Here is a 19,018-nt window from a genome sequence, read left to right as displayed (position 1 = left end):
ACACCGTGCACGGTGTCCCCGTCGGCGAGGGCGCGGCGGAGCGGCTTGAGCAGGATCGCGCCGACGGCCTCGCCCAGCACGATCCCGTCCGCCGACGCGTCGAACGGCGCCGAACGCCCGGTGGGAGAGAGCATGCCGGTCTGGCTGGTCATCACCTGCATGCGCGGCGTCGTCATCACGGCTACCCCGCCCGCGAGGGCGGCCTCGCAGTCGCCGCGCCGGATTGCCTCGCACGCGAAGTGCACGGCGACGAGTGAGGACGAGCAGGCGGTGTCGCCGGCGAGCGTCGGACCGGTGAAGTCCATGAGGTAGGCGATGCGCGCGGGCAGAACCGAGGCCGCGTTGCCGAGGAACGCGTGCGCACCAACCGAGGACCACCCGGCCGCATCGAGCACGTCGGGGTAGTCGCCCGCGGCACAGCCCACGAAGACGCCCCAGGGCCGGGGACCGGACCCGCGCCGCGCGTATCCGGCGTCCTCGAGGCAGTGGTAGGCGGTCTGCAGGAACAGCCGCTGCTGCGGATCCATCGAGTCGGCCTCCAGCGGGGAGAGCTGGAACACCGCCGGGTCGAAGGACTCGACGTCGTCGAGCATCGCCGCCCACCGGCTGTACGTGCGGCCGGCGGTGCGTCGGTCCGGGTCGAAGACGGCGTCCACGTCCCAGCGCTCGCACGGCACCTCGCGCACGGAGCTGCGCCCGGCGGCGAGGTTGGCCCAGAACGTGGCCAGGTCCGGTGCGTCGGGGAACTGCCCAGCCATGCCGATCACGGCGATCGCGTCGGGATCGACGGGCTGGGGAGTCGGAGGCGTGGCGCCTTCAGGGACCGCGCGCAGTGCCACGCGGCCCTGGCCCGAGCTGGAAACAGCCGCGAGCGCTCGGGCGGACACGGCGAAGGGTGCGATCGCCGGCGCGGCGGGCGGGGCGGGCGCCGGTGCGTGACGTACGGCCTCGACAAGGCCCGCCGTCCGTTCGTGCTCGTCGCACACGTGCACGGTCAGTGCACTGACATTCGGATGGTCGTACGCGACGACGGAGTCCAGTGCCAGCCCGAACCGGCCGTTCACCACCCTGGCGAGTTCGACGGCGCCGAGGGAGTCGATTCCCAGGTCGGTGAAGCTCTGGTGCACGTCTATCTCGGACGGGTCGAGATAGAGGATCTCGCCAAGCGCCGCAGTGATGGCCGCGGCAACCGTCGCGGGGTCCAGGCCGTCGCGGGGAGCAGCCGGTGCGGGTTCGGGGGGCTGCGTGGCGGGTCGAACCGCCTGGATCCGCTCGAAGTGCTCTCGCACCCGGCGCGCCGATCCCTCGCCCAGGACCTGGACGTGCATCCGGCTTTCGCGTGCGAGGATGTCGGGCAGCTCGCCGAGCACGCGGTCGGACAGGTCACGCTTGAGCGCGCGTACGGCCTCCGGTGCCGACTGCGCGATGGCCGCGGCGACGGTCATCGCGTCGGCGAGCACGTCCTGCGGATCCGCGAACCGCACCGCCGCACCGCGCCGTTCCAACTCTCCCCCGCTGAGCCCGCGCGCGGTGTAGAAGAGCTCTGCGGCAAGCGTCCGCCCGAACCGCCGCTCGAGGATGTACGTCGCGCCCAGGCCCGGCGTGAACCCGTACCCGGTGAAGTTCGCGCTGTACAGGCCCTCGCGGGACATCACGACGATGTCGGCCCACAGCCCGAACACCAGCCCGCCGCCCGAGGCGTGGCCCTGGATCGCGGCGACGACGGGCTTGCCGAAGCGCAGCAGGCCCTCGTACATGAAGGGCACGTCGGTGAACCTGGTCTGCCCCTGTGAGAGCGCAAGCAGGGCGTCCTGCGTCGCGCCCATGCTGAACGCCGGGCCACGCGCGGTGAGCACGACGACGTTCACCTCGTCGCGGGCATCGATGTCGGCGAAGGCCGAGATCAGAGCACTGGTCAGCTCCTGGCTGAACATGTTCGAGCACGAACGGTCGTGCATCGTGACGACCGCGATGCCGTGATCGAGGATCTGGACGCTCAGGTCCTCGGTGTCGCGGAACGGCTCGGCGGTGTCGCGGAACGGCTCGGCCGGTACGGGCGACGCCGGCACCGCCGCAGGCACGGGCGGTTCGACGCGTTGCACAGCCTGCCGTCGCTCCCAGCCGCCGACCCAGCACCGCTCGCCGCGGAACGGGTACGTCGGCAGCGAGATCCTGCGGGCGCCGGGCAGCGTCGGCCAGTCCACGTCGGCACCGTCGACCCACTTCCGCGCGAGCTCGGCGTGCTCCGCGACGCCATCCGAAGATCGGGATGACACGCTCGGCCTTCCTGCCAGCAGATCCCTGAGAGCGTCGCGGTACTCCTCCATGGTGGCCGCCACAACGGCCGCGCGCACGAGCATGGCTCGTCGGCCGCGCTGGAGGGTGTGGGCGACGTCGGCGAGAAAGGTCGTGTCCGACCCGGATCCGACTGGGTCGCAGACCGACGCTGGGTCGCAGACCGACGCTGGGTCGCAGACCGACGCGATACTCGAGTCGGGACCGAGGCCCGCCACGGTCCCGAGCTCGTCGGCGAGTCGGCGGAGCATGGCCGCGTCGAGACCGAGATCGGCGAAGGACTCGGCGGGGTCGATCTGGTCCTCGCTCACGCTCAACGCGGCGGCGACCAGCTTGGTCAGGTACCTCATCCGCTCGGGGCGGTCCTCGACGAACGCCAGGTGCGCCCGCACGGTGTCGAGCAACGCCTTCTCGTCGCGAGCGGAGAACGGGAAGACGTACGGGCCGCTGGACATCGCGGTCCGCTGCAGTTCGGCGGGCGCCTCCTCCACGAGCACATGCGCATTGGCCCCGCCCGCACCGAACGCGCTGACGCCGGCCCGTCGCAGCGCGCCCGGCGCTGGCTCCGGCCAGGGCATCGTGGTCAACGGCACGCGGAACACGGCGCGGTCCCAGCGCAGCTCCGTGTTGAGCTCGGCTGCGTGCAGCGAGGGGACGAGCGTCCGGTGCCGAAGCTGAAGGAGCACCTTCGTCAGCCCCGCGATTCCGGCCGCGCTCTCAAGATGCCCGATGTTGGACTTGACCGACCCGACGACGCAGCCGCCGGTCGGGGCGAGGGCACGCGCGATCGACTCGGATTCGATCGGGTCGCCGAGCGCGGTGCCGGTGCCGTGCGCCTCGATGTAGCCGACGCTGCCCGGCTCCCATCCGGCCCGGTCGATGGCGTCACGGATGACAGCGCTCTGCGCAGCCGGCGTCGGCACGGTGAATCCCGCGGTGCGGCCAGTGTGGTTCAGCACGCCGGCACGAAGTACACCATGGATGTGGTCGCCGTCGTCGAGGGCCTGTCGCAACGGCTTGAGAAGAACGGCCCCGACGCCCTCCCCCGGCACGTAGCCGTCGCCGCCCGCGCCCATGCTGCGGCAGCGGCCATCGGTGGACAGGAACTGGCCTTCCGACAGCTGGAGGTACTTCTGCGGGTGCAGCGTGAGGTTGACGCCGCCCGCCAGCGCGAGCGCACTCTCCCCGCTGCGCAGGCTCTCCATGGCCACGTGCAGGCTCGTGAGCGAGGAGGAGCACGCCGTGTCCACCGCCATGCTCGGGCCGCGCAGGTCCAGCGTCCAGGAGACCCGGTTCGCGACCGCCGCGTGCATCGCGGTCGGCGCCGCGCGGGTCGGCCCCTCGCTGGTGACCAGCTGATAGTGGTTCCACATCACGCCGACGAACACGCCGACCGGCCGACCGGCCAGCTCGTCGGGCGAGTAGCCCGCGTCCTCGATGGCCTGCCAGCAAGTGGTGAGGAACAACCGTTCCTGGGGGTCCATCCGCTCCGCCTCGCGGCGCGAGATGCCGAAGAACGCGCGGTCGAACAGGTCCACGCCGTCAAGGAAGCCGCCCCACTTGCCGTAGCTGCGGCCAGGCAGCGGCTTGCGCGGGTCGAAGTAGTCGGCGGAGTTCCAACGGTCGGCCGGGATCTCGGTGATGCAGTCCAGCCCGGCCGTGAGATTGTCCCAGAACTCGGCGATATCCCGGGCCCGTGGATACTGACCGGCCAGACCGATGACGGCGGCGGCGAAGCCGTCCTCCGTGGGGGCGGAGACGAGCGCCCGCGCCGGAGCAGGCGCGGGCGCCGGAGCAGGCGCGGGCGCCGGAGCAGGCGCGACCAGGCTCGCACGAATGCGCTCGACGTCTCCGTAGAGCACGACGGCTCTGCTGGCGCCACGGCGCGCAAGCACCTGCCGCATCCCGTCGACGGCCGCTGCTGTGGGCAGCGGTGTGGTGCCCATGGTCTGACGCGCGCGATCCAGCTTGTCCTGTGGCATGCGCATGCTGCCGTCCCGCCACCAGGGCCAGTTGATCGAAACGGTGCGCCCGGCTCCGTCGGCGCGATCCGAGCGCCACTCCGCGAATCGGTCAAGGTAGGCGTTGGCGAAGGCGTACGCCGACTGGCCGGCATTGGGTAGCACGGCGGACGTGGAGGAGAACAGCAGCAGCGCTCCGCGGAAGCCGCGGGCCGTCAGCACCCCGTCCAGTGCGGTGACCCCGCGTACCTTCGGGGCGAGGACCTCGGCGATGTCCGACGGCCGCTGGTTGAAGAAGAGCGCGTCGCGGGTGGCCCCTGCGCAGTGCAGCACGGCGTCGAGCCCTGCGACGTCCACTGCCGCGGCATCCAGCGCTCGGCCGAGTTCGGGAGCGTCTGTGACGTCGGCCTGCACGAATCGGACCGAGATCCCGTCAGGCAGCGAGGACGGCACGGAACGTGAGACGAGGATGATCTCGCCCGCCAGCCCTGCGCCAAGCAGGTGCTCGGTGAGGGCACGGGCCACTCCCCCGCTGCCGCCACTGATCAGGTAGCGTCCGCCGGGGCGCAACACCGGCTCGACCAGGCCGTCGATCGAGGACGTGGCCGCCTCCGTGAGCATCATGTGTTCCCTGATGCCGCCGCGGATGCGGACCTCGCCGCACGTCGTCGTGTCCGCCAGCTCGCGCTCCAGAACGGCCGCGTCGAACTGGGCGGCGTCGAGCACGCGGCAGCACAGGCGCGGGAACTCGGCGGAGATCGTCGCGCACATCGCTCCCAGCCCGGCGCCGACCGCCGCGAACGAGCCGTCCCCACGCTCGGGCCGCACGAGCAGCAGGCGCGGCTCGCCGGTCGCGTCCGCGGGGATGGCAGCAAGGGCTGACGCGACAGCGCAGACCAGTGAGGCGGCCTGATCGGCGACCGATGCGACGACGGAGAGCTGAAGCACGACGCTGTCGAGTCCGGCGCCGCGCCGGGAGATTTCCACAGCGTAGTCGCCGCCCATCGGGACGAAGTGGTCGAACCCGGACACCGGCGCGCCGCCGATCACGAGAACGTGCCGCGATCGAGCGGAAGTGGTCCGCTCGGCCGGGACGGTCTGCCAGCGCGGCTCCAGCAGCACGATGCGGCCGTCGTTCGCGGGCGTGGCTGCCTGCACCTGCGCCGAGGCCGCCTCGGTCCGCACGGTGTAGGTGCGGTGCAGGTGGCGGGACAACGAGCGGATATCGCTGTACTCGAACAGCAACGTCGGGTAGAGCTGATCGTCGACGTGGGCTTCCAGGAGCCGGCTGAGATCCAACAGGACCACGGAATCCAGGCCGAGATCGTAGAAACCGGTACACGTGTCGACGGCGGCGGGGTCCACCTCGAGAGCTTTCGCGACCAGCGAGCGGACCAGGTCGACGACGTCGGCCTCGGTCGCGGCGGTGCCGGTCGGCCGAGGCGCGTCGTCGTCCTCGTCGTCCTCGTCGTCCTCGATCAGCCGGGTGATCAGGTCGGGGTGACGGATGCGCTTGCAGACCATGCCGACGACCTCGACGAGCAGGCGCCCGTCAGTGTCGTAGACCCCGTAGTCACCCCGCAGCACCTCGCCTGAGTCGGAGAGCGTCTCGGGTCGCGGAGCGTGGACGTAGCTGACGTGCCCGACCTGGCGCGGGGCACGGAACCGCTCGATGTACACGGGGATGAACGGGTCCTGACCCGAGGCGAGGGTCTGTCCGAAACCGGCGAGCGTGGAGGCGTCCATCTTCGCCGGGTGGAGGAAGAAGTCGTCCTCGTGCTCGCGGGTCGACGCGTCGAGCTCCAGCCGCGCGAGCAGCACGCCCTCAGGGCTCTGACGCAGTTCGCCCACGCACTTCATCGGCAGGCCGTGCACGATCTGCTCCGCCCGGGCGCGGCGGTAGAGTTCCTCCGTCGAGCCGGTGGCCGGGATGCGGGCCAGCAGCGTGGCGAGGTCGGCGTCGGGTCGATGCGCGTCGGAGGCGCCCGCCGGGCCGAGGAGCAGTGTCGCGCTGGCGTGGTCATGCCGCCGACCGTGCGGGACGCCGTCGCGCAGCCACCGGCTGGAGATGGCGACCCGCCGTCGTCCGGCGGCGTCCGGCACGGTTATCTCGACCTCGATCTTGCGGCCGTGGCCGGGCCGGGTGGTGATCGCCTCGGTGAACAGCACCCCGCGCAGCTCGGCGCGGGCCGGGTCGACGCCGCGGTAGATGAGCACGCGGTAGATGAGGTCGAGCAGCGCGACGCCGGGGAGTACCGAGACGCCGTGGACGCGGTGGTTCGCCATCACGAAGTCCTCGGGCGACAGCTCCACCCGCGCGCTGATCGAGCTCGGCATGCCGTCGATGAGGGTCACGCGTCCTCCCCGGAGGCTGAGACGGCCGCGGCGCGCGGCGACGGGCTGAAGGAGATGTCGAGCAGGGATGCGAGGATGCGGGACGGCGCCGCGGGCGCGGGGGCTGACGATTCCGTACGCTCACGCCAGAGGCGTCGGCGGTTGAACCGCGGCGGCGGCAGCGGTTCGCGGATCACCGCCGCCAGGCCGCGCTCGGGGGGCGAGCTGACCACCGCGTGGGCATTCGTGCCGCCCAGACCGAACGCGCTCACTCCGGCGACGCGCGGGGCACTTTCTGTCTGCTTCGGCCACGGGCGCAACGTCTGGGCGGGGGCGAAGACCGAGCGTTCGAAGCTGCAGCGCGGGTGCGGCTTTTCACAGAAAAGCGTCGGCGGGACCTGCGCGTGCCGCACAGCCAGCAGGGCCTTGATGAGCCCGGCCACGCCCGCGGCGCTGAACAGGTGGCCAAGGTTGGACTTCACCGTGCCCAGCGCACAGGTGCCAACGCGGCCCCTGGTCGCTTCATCCTCGGCCCACACCGTCTCCAGCGCCCGCAGCTCCATCGGATCGCCGATCCGGGTCGCCGTGCCGTGCGCCTCGATCAGGCCGATGGCTGAGGCCGAGTGGCCCGAGGCAGCCAACGCGCGGCGCACAACGTCGGCCTGTGCCACCGGATTCGGCGTCGTGAGGCCCATCGTCCGGCCGTCGTTGCCGACCGCCACCGCGTCGATGACTCCGTGGATGCGGTCGCCGTCGCGCAGCGCATCCGTCAGTGGCCTGAGCAACAGCAGCCCGCAGCCCTCACCCGGCACGAAGCCATCGGCCCCGCTGCCGAAGCCCGCGCACTGCCCACGCGGGGAGAGCGCCCCGGCCGCGCCGAAGTCCAGGTAGGGCTCCTCGTCGAGCAGCACCTGGACACCGCCGGCCAGCACGAGCTCGCTGCTGCCGTCGAGCAGGCTCTGACAGGCCAGCTCCACGCTCACCAGCGAGGAGGAGCAGGCGCTGTCCACGACGAGGTTCGGTCCGTGCAGGTCGAAGTGGTGGGCGAGCCACGCCGCGATGAAGTTCTGGTCCCCGCCCAGCGAGCGCGCCCGTTCCTCGGCCGAGAGCCTGCGGCGGTAGTCCGACATCCGCGCCCCGAGGTACACGCCGACGCGCCGACCGGCCAGTTCCTCGGCACGGTAACCGGCGTCGCAGAGTGCGGCGACGGCCGTCTCCAGCGACAGCCGGACGGCCGGGTCCATGGCGCGCGCCTGGTCGTCGGTCATGCCGAAGTATTCGGGGTCGAAGTCCTCGACGCCGTCGACGAACCCGCCCCAGCGGCTCGGCGTGCGGCCGGGGCCTCCGTTCGGGTCGTAGAACTCCTCGACGCTCCAGCGCGACGGCGGCACCTCGCGGACCGCGCACTCCCCCGCGCGCAGCAGCTCCCAGAACCGGTCGACGCCCTCGGCGCCGGGGAAGCGGCAGCCGATGCCGACGACGGCGATACGCCGGTCCGTCGTCATCGCCCGGGGCGTGGGTGCGGCGGCGCGCGACGGGCCCTCCTCGGCGCCGAGGTCCAGTGCGCCGGAGAGCTCGTTGAGGGTGGGGTGGTCGAGCAGCACGGCCGGATTGACGCTGCGCCCAAGCCGCTCCTCAAGCTTGGCGACGATCTCGGCGAGCAGGACCGACTCGACGCCGAGCTCCGCGAAGCCGATGTCTGGGTCGAGCTCGGCTGCGGGGACATGCAGGGCCGCCCCGAAGAGCTCGGCAAGCCAGAAGGACGGTGCGGCGGCGGCTGGAGACAGAGCCGCGAGCGGCATCGGATCCGGAGCCGGTCGCGGCTCGCGGGTGTTCACGGTGAGGGCGTCGGCGGCGGGCGGCTGCGCGCCGACGGTGACCAGTACCGGCCCGCGCGGCGCCGTCGCGATCACGTGGTCCAGCACCGCGAGCCCCTGCGCGTCGGTGATCGACTCACCCGCCGCGACGCCGCCCGCGGCCGCACCGCTCTCGCTCCATACCGGCCAGTCGACGCCGCGGAAGCGGTGGTCGCCCGCCGCGTAGTCCAGGTACGCGTTGGCGGCCGCGTAATCGGCGACGCCTGCCGCCAGCCTCGGCAGGGCCGCCGAGACCGAGGAGAAGGAGATGAAGAACTCCAGCCGGTCCTTTTCGCAGAGCCCTGCAAGAGTGTCGAACCCGGCCGCCTTCGGCTCCCAGACCTCGGCGATCTCGGCCAGGTCGAGCGAGACGAAGCTGGCCGGCCGGCGCCGGGCCCGGCCTGCGCAGTGCACCACGCCCGCGATCGGCCCGAGCGTGCCGCGCACCTCGTCCAGGAACTCGGCGATGCCGCCGTCGGCGGTCAGCGGCCCGAAGTACCTCAGCACCCGGACGCCGCGCGCATCGAGCCTCGTTTGCGCCGCCGACAGTTCCCTGGCCCGCCGCGTGGCGGGCTCGGGCTGGTGCCTGCCGAGGATCGCGAGGCGCCGTGCACCGCGCTCGACCAGGTGGTCGGCAACGAGGGCGCCGAGGCCACGTGTCCCCCCGGACACAACGTATACCCGGTCCGGGCCGAGCACGGCCCGCGTGGACGGCGGCGGGAGCTCGCGTAGCAGCGGAGCATGATGTCGGCCGCCGCGCACCGCGATCTCGCCGTGAGCGGGCCGCTTGCAGAACGCCTCGTGCACCGTGACGGCCACGGCCTCCGGATCATTCTCGGGTACGTCTATGTCCAGGACGTTCGCGGTGACACGGCTGGACTCGGCGCCAAGCGCACGCACGAACCCCGCGGTCGCCGCACCCGCGCATCGGGCGACGGGTCCGGCCGAGGGTCCGAAGAGCCCGGTGGTCACCTGGAGCATTCGCAACTGTGCCTGCGGGCGACGGCGCAGCAAGTGTTGCAGCAGCGGCACGACGACCTGCCAGTCCGGCCCGCCGTCCGCGAGGGCGGTCAGGTCAATCCAGCCGGTCACCACCAGGTCCTGGGCCACATCGTTCAGCGCGTCCGCGGCGGCCTCGGGAACCAGCCGCACGACGGTGGCTGGAGCGAGGAGCGCCGAGACCGCTTGAGCGAGCCGGTACTGGTTCTCCGTGGCCAGACAGACGATCAGGTCGCCTGCGGATGGCTCGGCGAGCACTGATTCGACTGATTCGTCGGCGAGGGGCGCCCAGTCCTTGGTCCACAGCCGGACCAGGTCGAGCGCGGCGCTGGACGGCAGGTCCGGCGATGGCGCCCAGCAACGGACGCGGGCGAACGGATACTCCGGCAGACGCACGATCGTCCGCGGCTCGCCGATCGGCAGGTCACCACCAGCGACCCAGTGCCGCGCCAAATCGGCGGGCGTGGCGTCGTCGCTCTCGGGCAGCGACTCGCGCTGTTGGTGCGGGCCGCCGATGCCGGTCGGCGCACGGCCGAGCCGGGTCGCGTCTGTGGCCGCGGCCGTGTCGGCGAGTCGGTTCAGTTCGTCGACGAGCAGGTCCCGTGATTCGGCGACGATCGCCGCCCGATGTGCCAGCGCGACGCGGGCCGCGCGCAGCGTGTACGCAACGTCCGGCAATGCGTGCTCGGGCTCGTCAACCAGTGCCCGGGCGAGCCGGGCTGCGACCCCGCGAAGCTGATCGCGGGTTCGGGCGGAGAGCACGAACACGCTGTCGAGCGCGCCCGCGTGCTGCGCGAGCCCCTGCGACACAGCAGGCCGCTGAGGCGCTTCCTCGACGAGCAGATGCGCGTTGGCCCCGCCCGCGCCGAAGGAGCTGATCCCGGCTCGCCGCGCCGGTACGTCGTCAGACGCGGGCGCAGGCCATGGTTGCAGGTACCGTTGCACGCGGAACGGCACGTGCTGCCAGTCGATGTTCGGATTCAGCTCTTCGGCATGCAGCGACGGCGCCAACTGACTGTGTTCGAACTGCAGCAGGATCTTGGTCAGACCGGCGATACCTGCGGCCGCTTCGAGATGGCCGATGTTCGACTTCACCGACCCGATCGGCAGGACATGCCGATCAGTAAGGCGCAGCGCGCGCGAGAGCGCCTGCAGCTCGATCGGGTCACCGAGCGCGGTGCCCGTGCCGTGCGCTTCGAGGTAGCCGATGCTCTCGGCGGGTATCCCGGCCCGGTCGAGCGCCCGGCCGAGCACCTCGGCCTGGGCCGGCACGCTCGGCACCATGTAGCCGTTGCTGTGGCCGCTGTGGTTCACGGCGCTACCGAGGATCACGGCGAGTACCTGGTCGCGGTCTGCCAGCGCCTGCTTCAACGGCTTGAGCAACAGGACGCCGACGCCTTCGCCAGGGACGAAGCCGTCGCCACCCGCGCCGAACGCCCGACAGCGGTGGTCCGAAGATGCCATGCCGAGCTGGCGCTGCTGACGAAACTTGTTCGGGTGCAGCGAGAGGTTCACGCCACCCGCAACGGCGAGTTCGCATTCGCCGCTGAGCAGGCTCTGCACCGCCAGGTGGATTGCAGTCAGCGACGAGGAGCACATCGTGTCGACCGTCAGGCTCGGACCGGTCAGCCCGAAGATGTAGGAGACCCGGTTGGCTATTCCGGCGAGCGCGGAACCCGTGGATGGCGCGTCCGGCGAGGCGACTTCGGCCCCGAACAGCGGGTACTCGTTGTACATCGAGCCTGCGAAGACGCCGACGCGTCCGCCGTGCCGGGTGTGCAGGCGGCGCGGCGAGTAGCCCGCGACCTCCCACAGCCGCCAGCAGATCTCGAGAAAGAGTCGTTCCTGGGGGTCCATCAGTTCGGCGTCGCGGGGGGTGATGCCGAAGGGCATCGGGTCGAAGAGCTCGACGTCGTCGAGGTATCCGCCCCACATCTGCTCGCCGCGCTGGTCGGCGGGACGGCGTCCGGCGGGCGGCCCGGGACGGATGCTGTCGTGGCTCTCGGCGAGATTCCGCCAGAACGCATCCAGGTCACCGGCGTCGGGATAGCGTCCGGCGACACCGATGATCGCGATGCGCTCGGGAGCGGCGGGGGTGCTCGCCGAGCCGGTGCTCGCCGAGTCGACGGCGGTCTGCGGGCTCGGGATCGCGCACAGGTCCTCGGCGATGGAGGCCAGGTCGGGCCGGTCGAAGAAGAGCGTGCTTGGTACGGGCCCGTATTCGCGCTGAAGTCGGGCACTGATACCGGCGACCAGCACCGACGAGAGGCCGTAGTCCGCGAGCGGGGCATACGGGTGCACCCGGTCGGCCGGAGTGCCGGTGACACCGCAGAATACACGGAGGAGGTGGCTGAGGACGGCATCCGGCTGCCGCTGAGGCGTGCGCGGCCGAGCAGCGACCTCGACGGCGCGGGAGGTGCCGTCGACGAGCGCGAACTGGTGGCTCGGCAGCGAGACACGGCGGGCCTCGCCGTCCGCCCACATCGCATGCCAGTCGATCGGCTCGCCCGCCAGCCAGGCACGTGCGGCCTCGGCGGTTGTCAACGGTGTCGAGGGCGCCGTCGCGGCGGGCACCGGCACCTCGGCCGTGCGCACGGCGGTATCCGGCTCGCCCTCCGCGAACCGGTGCAGCGCGCGCATCACCTCCGGGACCTGGAGGCAGATCGCGGCGAGCCGGTGACGCCGCGCCCGACGGCCGGTCTGCAGGGTGAAGGCGACGTCGGCCAGGCGGTACGGCTCGCCAGTGCGCTCGGCCTCGGCGAGCGCGCCGGCCAGCCGCGCCGCCGCGGCCCTCAGCCCGGCAGACGAATCGGCCGAGAGCACCACCAGTCGCGGCACGGAGGGCCCCGCCGGGCGAGGCTGCTCGGCGGCAGGCTCGCGCACCACGACCTGCGCGAAAGAGCCGGCCGCGGCGACGGCGTTCACCAGTGCGCGGCGCGGCCTGTCGGCAGGCTGGCTCGGCCAGAGGACGGCAGTGCGCACGGCGCTCAGCTTCGCCGCGTCGATGTCGGGCAGGGCGCCGCCTCGGTCGGACAGCAGTGTCGGGGCGATGGTCTGATGTCGCAGTTGAAGCACGACCTTCGTCAGCTGGGCGAGCCCCGCCGCGGCCTCCAGGTGACCGAGATTCGGCTTCACCGTGCCAAAGGCGAGCGGCTGCGAACGGCTCGACGCGGCGCTGCCGAACACCTCGGTCAACGCCTCGAGCTCGGTGGCGTCGGCGAGCACAGCGCCCGCGGCGGCGCATTCGACGTAATCGATGTCCTCGGCGCGAAGCTCGGCCGTCGCCAGCAGCTCGCCGATCGACTCGGCGAGCCGCGCGGCGGACGGGGCGCTGAAACGCGAACCCGCGCCGCCCAGATGGCCGATCGCTGTGGCTTCGATCATCGCATGCCGGACGTCGCCGACCGTCCGCGCCATGTCTTCCGCGCGCAGCAGCACCGCACCGATCCCCTCACCGGGCAGCCAGCCGGGCGACGACTCGTCGTATGCGCCGGGCGCGTCGGTGCCGCGCAGCAGGTCGAGGCCGGAGAGCAGATCGAGGTGGTAAGGGTGACCGAAGAGGTTGGCGGCGGCGACCACCGCGACCTCGCACTCGCCGCTGCGCAGCGAGGCCACGGCCAGGTGCAGGGCGGACAGAGCGGAGGAGCACGCCGTGTCGACCGCGACGCTGGGACCGGTGAATCCGAACACATGCGAGATCCGGCCAGCCGCGTCCGAGGCCGTCGCCGAGATCCGCGCGGTCTCGCCCGCATGCCGCTTGTCGACGCCGACGTGCTGATGGTCCTGCCACATGGCGCCGAGGAACACGCCGACCCGACCGGCGCGCCTGAGCGATTCGGGAGTGTGCCCCGCGTCGTCAAGGCATTCCCAGACCACGCGCAGCAGCAGCTGCAGTTGCGGGTCGAGCAGCGGGGCTTCGGCGGGCGCGATGCCGAAGGTCAGGCTGTCGAACCCTGATACCAGCTCAGGCCTCAGGAAGCCGCCCACGAGCTCGGGATGGTCGGTGCCGATCTCGGCTCGCCGGGCCTCGGGAACCGGGCCGATCGCGCTCGTGCCCGCGCACAGGTCGCGCCACAGTGAGTCGAGGTCGTCGGCACCCGGGTAACAGCCTGCGATCCCGATCACGGCGATCGGATCGGTGGACGCTCTCGCCTGGGCGGTGGGCGCAAGGGCGGTGGGCGCAAGGGCGGTGAAGGGCGGAGGCACCGTACCCGCTTCCCGGCTGACGGCCCCGCCGAGCAGCGCGTGCAGATAGACAGCAGTATCGGGCAGGTCGAAGACCTCGCGCACTGTCGACTCCGCCACGTCCCCGACCGGGCAGAGGCCGATGCCGTGCGCCGCCTGCGCGAACATGAGCGACTGGGCGAGATAGCCCGCCTCCAGCAGCAGGAAACGCTCGCTGTGCGGGCCGTACAGCGGCTCGATGCCGCGGCGCTCGCCGACGAGGTAGAGAGAGAAGCGCGCGGCGTCGTGCAACTCGCGGTTGTATACGAAGTGCGCGGACCGGTCTAGTACAGCGCCCGGGCGCAGCCCGCGCAGCTGGTGGCCCGTCGGGTCGTAGTAGTAGGCGCCGCCTGGCAGACCGGTGACGCCGCCCTCGGGCACGTAGATGTAGATCTGCACCGTGTAGGTGTCGCCTGCGGAAGGGTACAGCCGACCGCCTCCTTCACCCGGAGCGTCGCCGAGCACTGAGAGCAGCCCGGTGAGTGCGGCCAGCGGCAGCGGCTCGTCGAGGAAGTCGCGTCGGGTGGCGCGGTAGGGCCGGTAGGCTTGAACGAACATCGAGACGGGAACGTCGAGGGTCCGCTCACCGGGTTGCGGGAGACGCCGATTCCACTGACCCGCCTTGAATCGCAGCCGCTCCTCGGGCGAGAAGAATTCGACGGGCTCTGGCTCGCCGGGGACGGCCGGGGCCGCGGACTCACCACCGCCGAGCCGGGCCGCGATACCGGCCACCGTGGGATCGTCGAGCAGAGCGGCGACGGAGATGGCAACCCCGTGTCGCTCCTTGAGGATCCGCGCGACCTGCACCATCGTGAACGAGGTCGCGCCCTGGTTCCACAGGTCGGCTGCCGGATCGATCTCGGCCTCAAGCAGTTCCCTGAACACCTCGGTCACCTCAGCGACCAGGCCTTCCGGGGCCGCAGCCGAGGTCGCCGTCACCTGCGCCGAAGCCAGCAGTGTGTGCCGGGTGCCGGTCGCCACGGGCCAGGGCAGCGCGTCGCGGTCGAGCTTTCCGTTGTCGGTGGCGGGGAAGCCGTCGATCTGCACGACCACGTTCGGAACCATGTAGTCCGGCAGCGCCGCCGTGGCGTGCGCGCGCAATGGACCCGGTTCGACCTCGGCCCCGTCGGCCGCGATCACATAGGCCACGAGCCTGGTGTCCCCGGCGGCATCCCGGCGTGCGAGGACGGCGACGTCCGCCACGCTCGGGTGGGCGCGCAGCCGATGCTCGATCTCCTCCAGCTCCACCCGGAACCCGCGGATCTTCACCTGGTTGTCCTGGCGCCCGCAGAAGCCGATCACGCCGTTGGGGAAGTACACGGCCCGATCGCCGGTCCGGTACATCGTCGCTGAATCGCCGATCACAAAGGGATCGCGGATGAAGCGCTCGGCGGTCAGTTCGGGTCGACGGTAGTAGCCCGAGCTCAGGCACTCGCCGCCGATGTAGAGGCCTCCCTCGACGCCGATCGGGCACGGTTTGAGATCCGCGTCGAGGATGTAGTAGCGGGCGTTCGAGATCGGCGTGCCGTAAGGGATGCTGGTCCACGCGGGGTCGATCTTGTCGATCGGGAAGTGGTTGGACCAGACGGTCGTCTCTGTCGCACCACCCAGACTCACGATCTGCGCGCGGCCGAAGACGGCGCGGATCTTGTCCGGGAGGGTCAGCGGGGTGTAGTCGCCGCTCAGGAAGACCAGGCGCAGGTCGTCGGTGCCGGGCCTACCGGCCAGCCGGGCCAGCTCGGGCGCGAGCTGGTTCAGCATGATCGGAGCAGAGTTCCAGAAGGTGATCGGCCCTTCGATCAGCAGTCGCGCGAGCAGCTCGGGGTCCTTGCGCTCGGCCTCGTCAGCGACGTACACGGCCGCGCCGAGCCCGAGCAGGCCCAGCAGATCGAAGACGGACAGGTCGAAGCCGAGCGAGGTGACGCACAGGCCCAGGTCACCCGGGCCGAAACGGTACGTCCGGCGGCACCAGTCGATCAGGTTCAGCACCGGGCGGTGCGTCACCGCCACGCCCTTGGGTCGGCCTGTGCTGCCGGAGGTGAAGATGACGTAGGCCGTGCGGGCGGACGTGAGCTCCTCCGGCGGGTTCTCAGCGTCCAGCACGGAGTCCGGCGTCAGCCGGTCGGTCTCGAGGGTGCGCACGTGCCTGGGCGGCTGCCAGCCGACCCGGTCGGCGGTGGTGAGCAGAAGGCTGACATCGGCGTCTTCGAGCATTGTGGATGCCCGACCGACAGGCAGGCCCGGTTCGATCGGCACATACAGGCCGCCGGCCTTGAGCACGCCGAAGACGGCCGCGACCATCTCGGGCCCGCGCGGCGTGGAGATCCCCACGGCGACCTCGGGGCCCACGCCGAGCTCGCGCAGTGCCCGCGCGATCCGGTTGGCGCGGGCATTGAGCTCGGCGTAGGTGAGGGTGCCGCGGGAGGACTGCACAGCCGGGGCATCCGGTTGGCGCAGCACCCACTGCTCGAAGAGGTGCTGGGCCGGGAAGCCGTCCTCGAAGAGGCGTGCGGTGTCGTTGAACGCGTCGACGAGCGGGCGGTTCTCCCCCGCGGCCGGTTCCTCGGCGGTGCCCAGCGCGGCCACGATCTCGTGGTAGCGGGCGAACATCGCGGCCGCCACGCCAGGCGGGAAGTCGTCCACGACGACGTCCCAGTACAGGCTCAGCCGGTCGCCCTCCCGGATCGAGACACAGTCCAGCGCGACGTCCGGGGTGCAGGTAAGCCACGGGCCCGCGGTCACCCCGTCCGGCAGTGGCTGCTCGGTGAGGTCGAGGAGCGAGGTGTAGACGACCGGCAGTTCGAAGCCGCCGGACGACCGGTGCCGCATCACGTGGCGGCGCAGCTCCGTCAGACCGCTGACGGCGTCTGCAGCGACGTCCTCGGCGAGCGTCCGGGTGTAGGCACGCGCAGTGTCCCGGGTGGCACGAGCACCCGGCTGAGCGGTGAGCCAGCTCAACGCCGTGTACTCGCCGGGACGGTAGGGCGCGCTGGCCTCGGTCCACCGCACGACGGGGAAGGAGAAGCCGTCGGCGTAGCGAGTGCCGAGGGATTCGGCCAGCGCCGCCGCGAGCATCGCGTCGGCGTCGACCCCGGCCTCGCGCAACGCCTGGTCCACCGCGTCCCAGCCCTCGCGCTCGAAGACGAAGCGCGTGCGAGCCCGGGATTCGCCGCGGGTCAGCGCCGGTCCGGGGACGAGCTCGGCCACGCGGCGACGCCAGTGCTCCCTGGCTCCGTTCGCATCAAGAAGTGAGGCGTCGGAGCCAGATGCGATCGTCCGGCGCCATTCGGTCCACTCGGAGTAGGTTCCGTGGCGGCGCGGCGGCCGGGACGGATCGGCGTAACGATCGAAGAGGTCGCGCATCAGCATATGAATGCTGCCGCCGTCGATGGCAAGCAGGTCGAGCAGACAGAACACGGTCGCGGAGCCGTCGGCGCGGCGGATGACGCGCAGGTCGGCCTGCGGTCCGCGGTCCATGGGCAGCCCGGTGCAGACGAGCTCGTCCGCGGATACCCGCGCGAAGAGCGCGGCGTCGTCGATCTCGTCGGCATCGAGTACGGAGATGAACCGCCGCGTGGGTGCATGCCTGCCTACGCGCAACCGACCGTCGTCACCGACCCAGCTGCGCAGGACGTCGTGCTGCTCGGCCAGGTCCAGCCAGGCGCGCTCCAGGCGATCGAGGCCGAAGTGTTCGATGTGGAAGGCGTGGAAGACCTGGCAGCCGTTCCACGTGCGGCCCGAGGACGCGCGGCCCACCACGTACGACTGCTGCAGTTGGTTCAGCGGGCGGTCAGCGGCGTCCGCGACCGTGCGGAGGGCGAGAAGGCGGTTGAGAAGTTCGGCGAACGCCGCCTCAGTCCAGCCGGCGGGCCACGCCGAGGGCACCACGTCCCAGCGGATCCCCAGGACTCCGTCGGCGCGCTCCCACATCTGGTGGTCGAGGGTGACGCCGCTCGTCTGGCTGGCGCCGTAGACCACGGAGTCGGCGAACGAAGCCTGTCCCGCAGACCGCTGCTCCGCCGCGGTGTCGAGCTCGCTGGTGAAGACGACCGGAAGCGCGGGCTGTCGGCCCGATGGGTGGGCGGCGCGCAGGGCGGCGATGCCGGAGATCGCGGTGTGGTCCAGGCCCTCCCACAACCGGGCGTGGACCGCGCGCAGGACCTCCCCGAACGGCAGGTCCCTGACATCCGGCGCGGTGAACAGCATCGTCGAGGTCAGCGGCGCGATCAGATCGTCCACCGCCCGTGGCAGCCGGGGCCGGTGGCTTGTCGTCAGGACGAGTGTGAAGTCGGGCGAGTCCGTGCGCCGGGCGAGGACTTCAGAGAAGACGGTGAGGACGAGTGCGCTCGGAGACACGTCATGCGAGGCAGCCAGATCCCGGGCCGCGCGCCACGCATCGGCGTCGAGATCGGCCAAAAGGGTACGACGCTCGGGACATCGTCCCTCCGGTGCGCTCGCGGCGACGAAGGCCGGTGCACCGGGCCGAGGATTGGGGGCGTGAACGGCCCCGGCCAACCGCTCGCGCCAGTACTCGCGGTCGTCCGCCGCCCGTGGCGTGGCCGCGCCGATCGCCTCGACACAGTCGCGAGGGCTGAGCGAGCTGGTCGGCAGCTCCGCGTCGGGGTCCTCGTACAGGGCGCGCCACTGGCACAGCAGCAGACGCACGGAGGGCCCGTCGACGATCACGGCGTCCATGCTCAGGTGCACGGTGCTGACGCCGTTCTCCGCCGCGCTGACGGCGATGTCGAACAGCGGGAACGCAGTTGCCGCGAAGGCCGCCTCGCGCATCAGGGACCTGGCCTCAGCGCGGTCCTCCGTGGCGCGCGCAGTCATCGAGTAGCCCTCGACGTCCGGCAGAATCCGCCCGGTGCCGTCGGCGTCGATCCTGGCGCGCAGCATCGGATGGTGCGCGACCAGGCGTAGCCACGCGCGCTCCAGGCGGGCGACGTCGAGATCTCTGACCTCGAATTCGCGGTAGATGTGGCAGCCCACGGTGTCGTCACCGGACTCGGGCTGCTTGCTGAAGAAGTACGCCTGCTGAAGGTCGGTCAGCGGGAGGGTCTCGGCGGAACCGGCGTCGCTCGCTGCGGCGGGCTCCGCCGCCGACAGGCGGGATGTCGGAGCCGTCGGCCCGACAAGCTCGGCGATCTCGGCGGCAGTCGCGCACTGCCGGAGCCGTTCGACCGGGACGTCGACCCCCAGCCGGGACTGCAGGCCGAACCACAGGCGGGTGACCGCGAGCGAATCGAGTCCGAGTCCGCGCAGCGGCTGATCGGCCGTCACCGCCGAGGCATCGCGGGGAAGCAGTTCGGCCAGCGCCTCGAGCACCTGACGTGTGACGTCATCCAA

The 19,018-nt window shown here is 71.6% G+C and carries 2 protein-coding genes (1 of these 2 running past the window's edge); both read right to left on the bottom strand.

The window, feature by feature from the left end; all coding sequences use genetic code 11:
* Nucleotides 1-6,611, bottom strand: partial view of an SDR family NAD(P)-dependent oxidoreductase gene (locus AC08OO_RS02055; protein ID WP_476608748.1) — the 5' portion only. 13,975 nt of this gene lie to the left of the window's left edge; only the first 6,611 of its 20,586 coding nucleotides appear in the window; it begins with the start codon at nucleotides 6,609-6,611; the stop codon falls past the left edge of the window.
* Nucleotides 6,608-19,018, bottom strand: a complete 12,411-nt coding sequence (locus tag AC08OO_RS02050; protein WP_476618173.1) for an amino acid adenylation domain-containing protein — start codon at nucleotides 19,016-19,018, stop codon at nucleotides 6,608-6,610. The genes AC08OO_RS02055 and AC08OO_RS02050 overlap by 4 nt, the downstream gene beginning before the upstream one ends.

This window comes from Frankia sp. CeCAU1 (genome assembly GCF_977971845.1).
Note: the sequence above shows the minus strand (reverse complement) of the source record. Positions and strands in the feature narration are given on the sequence as shown.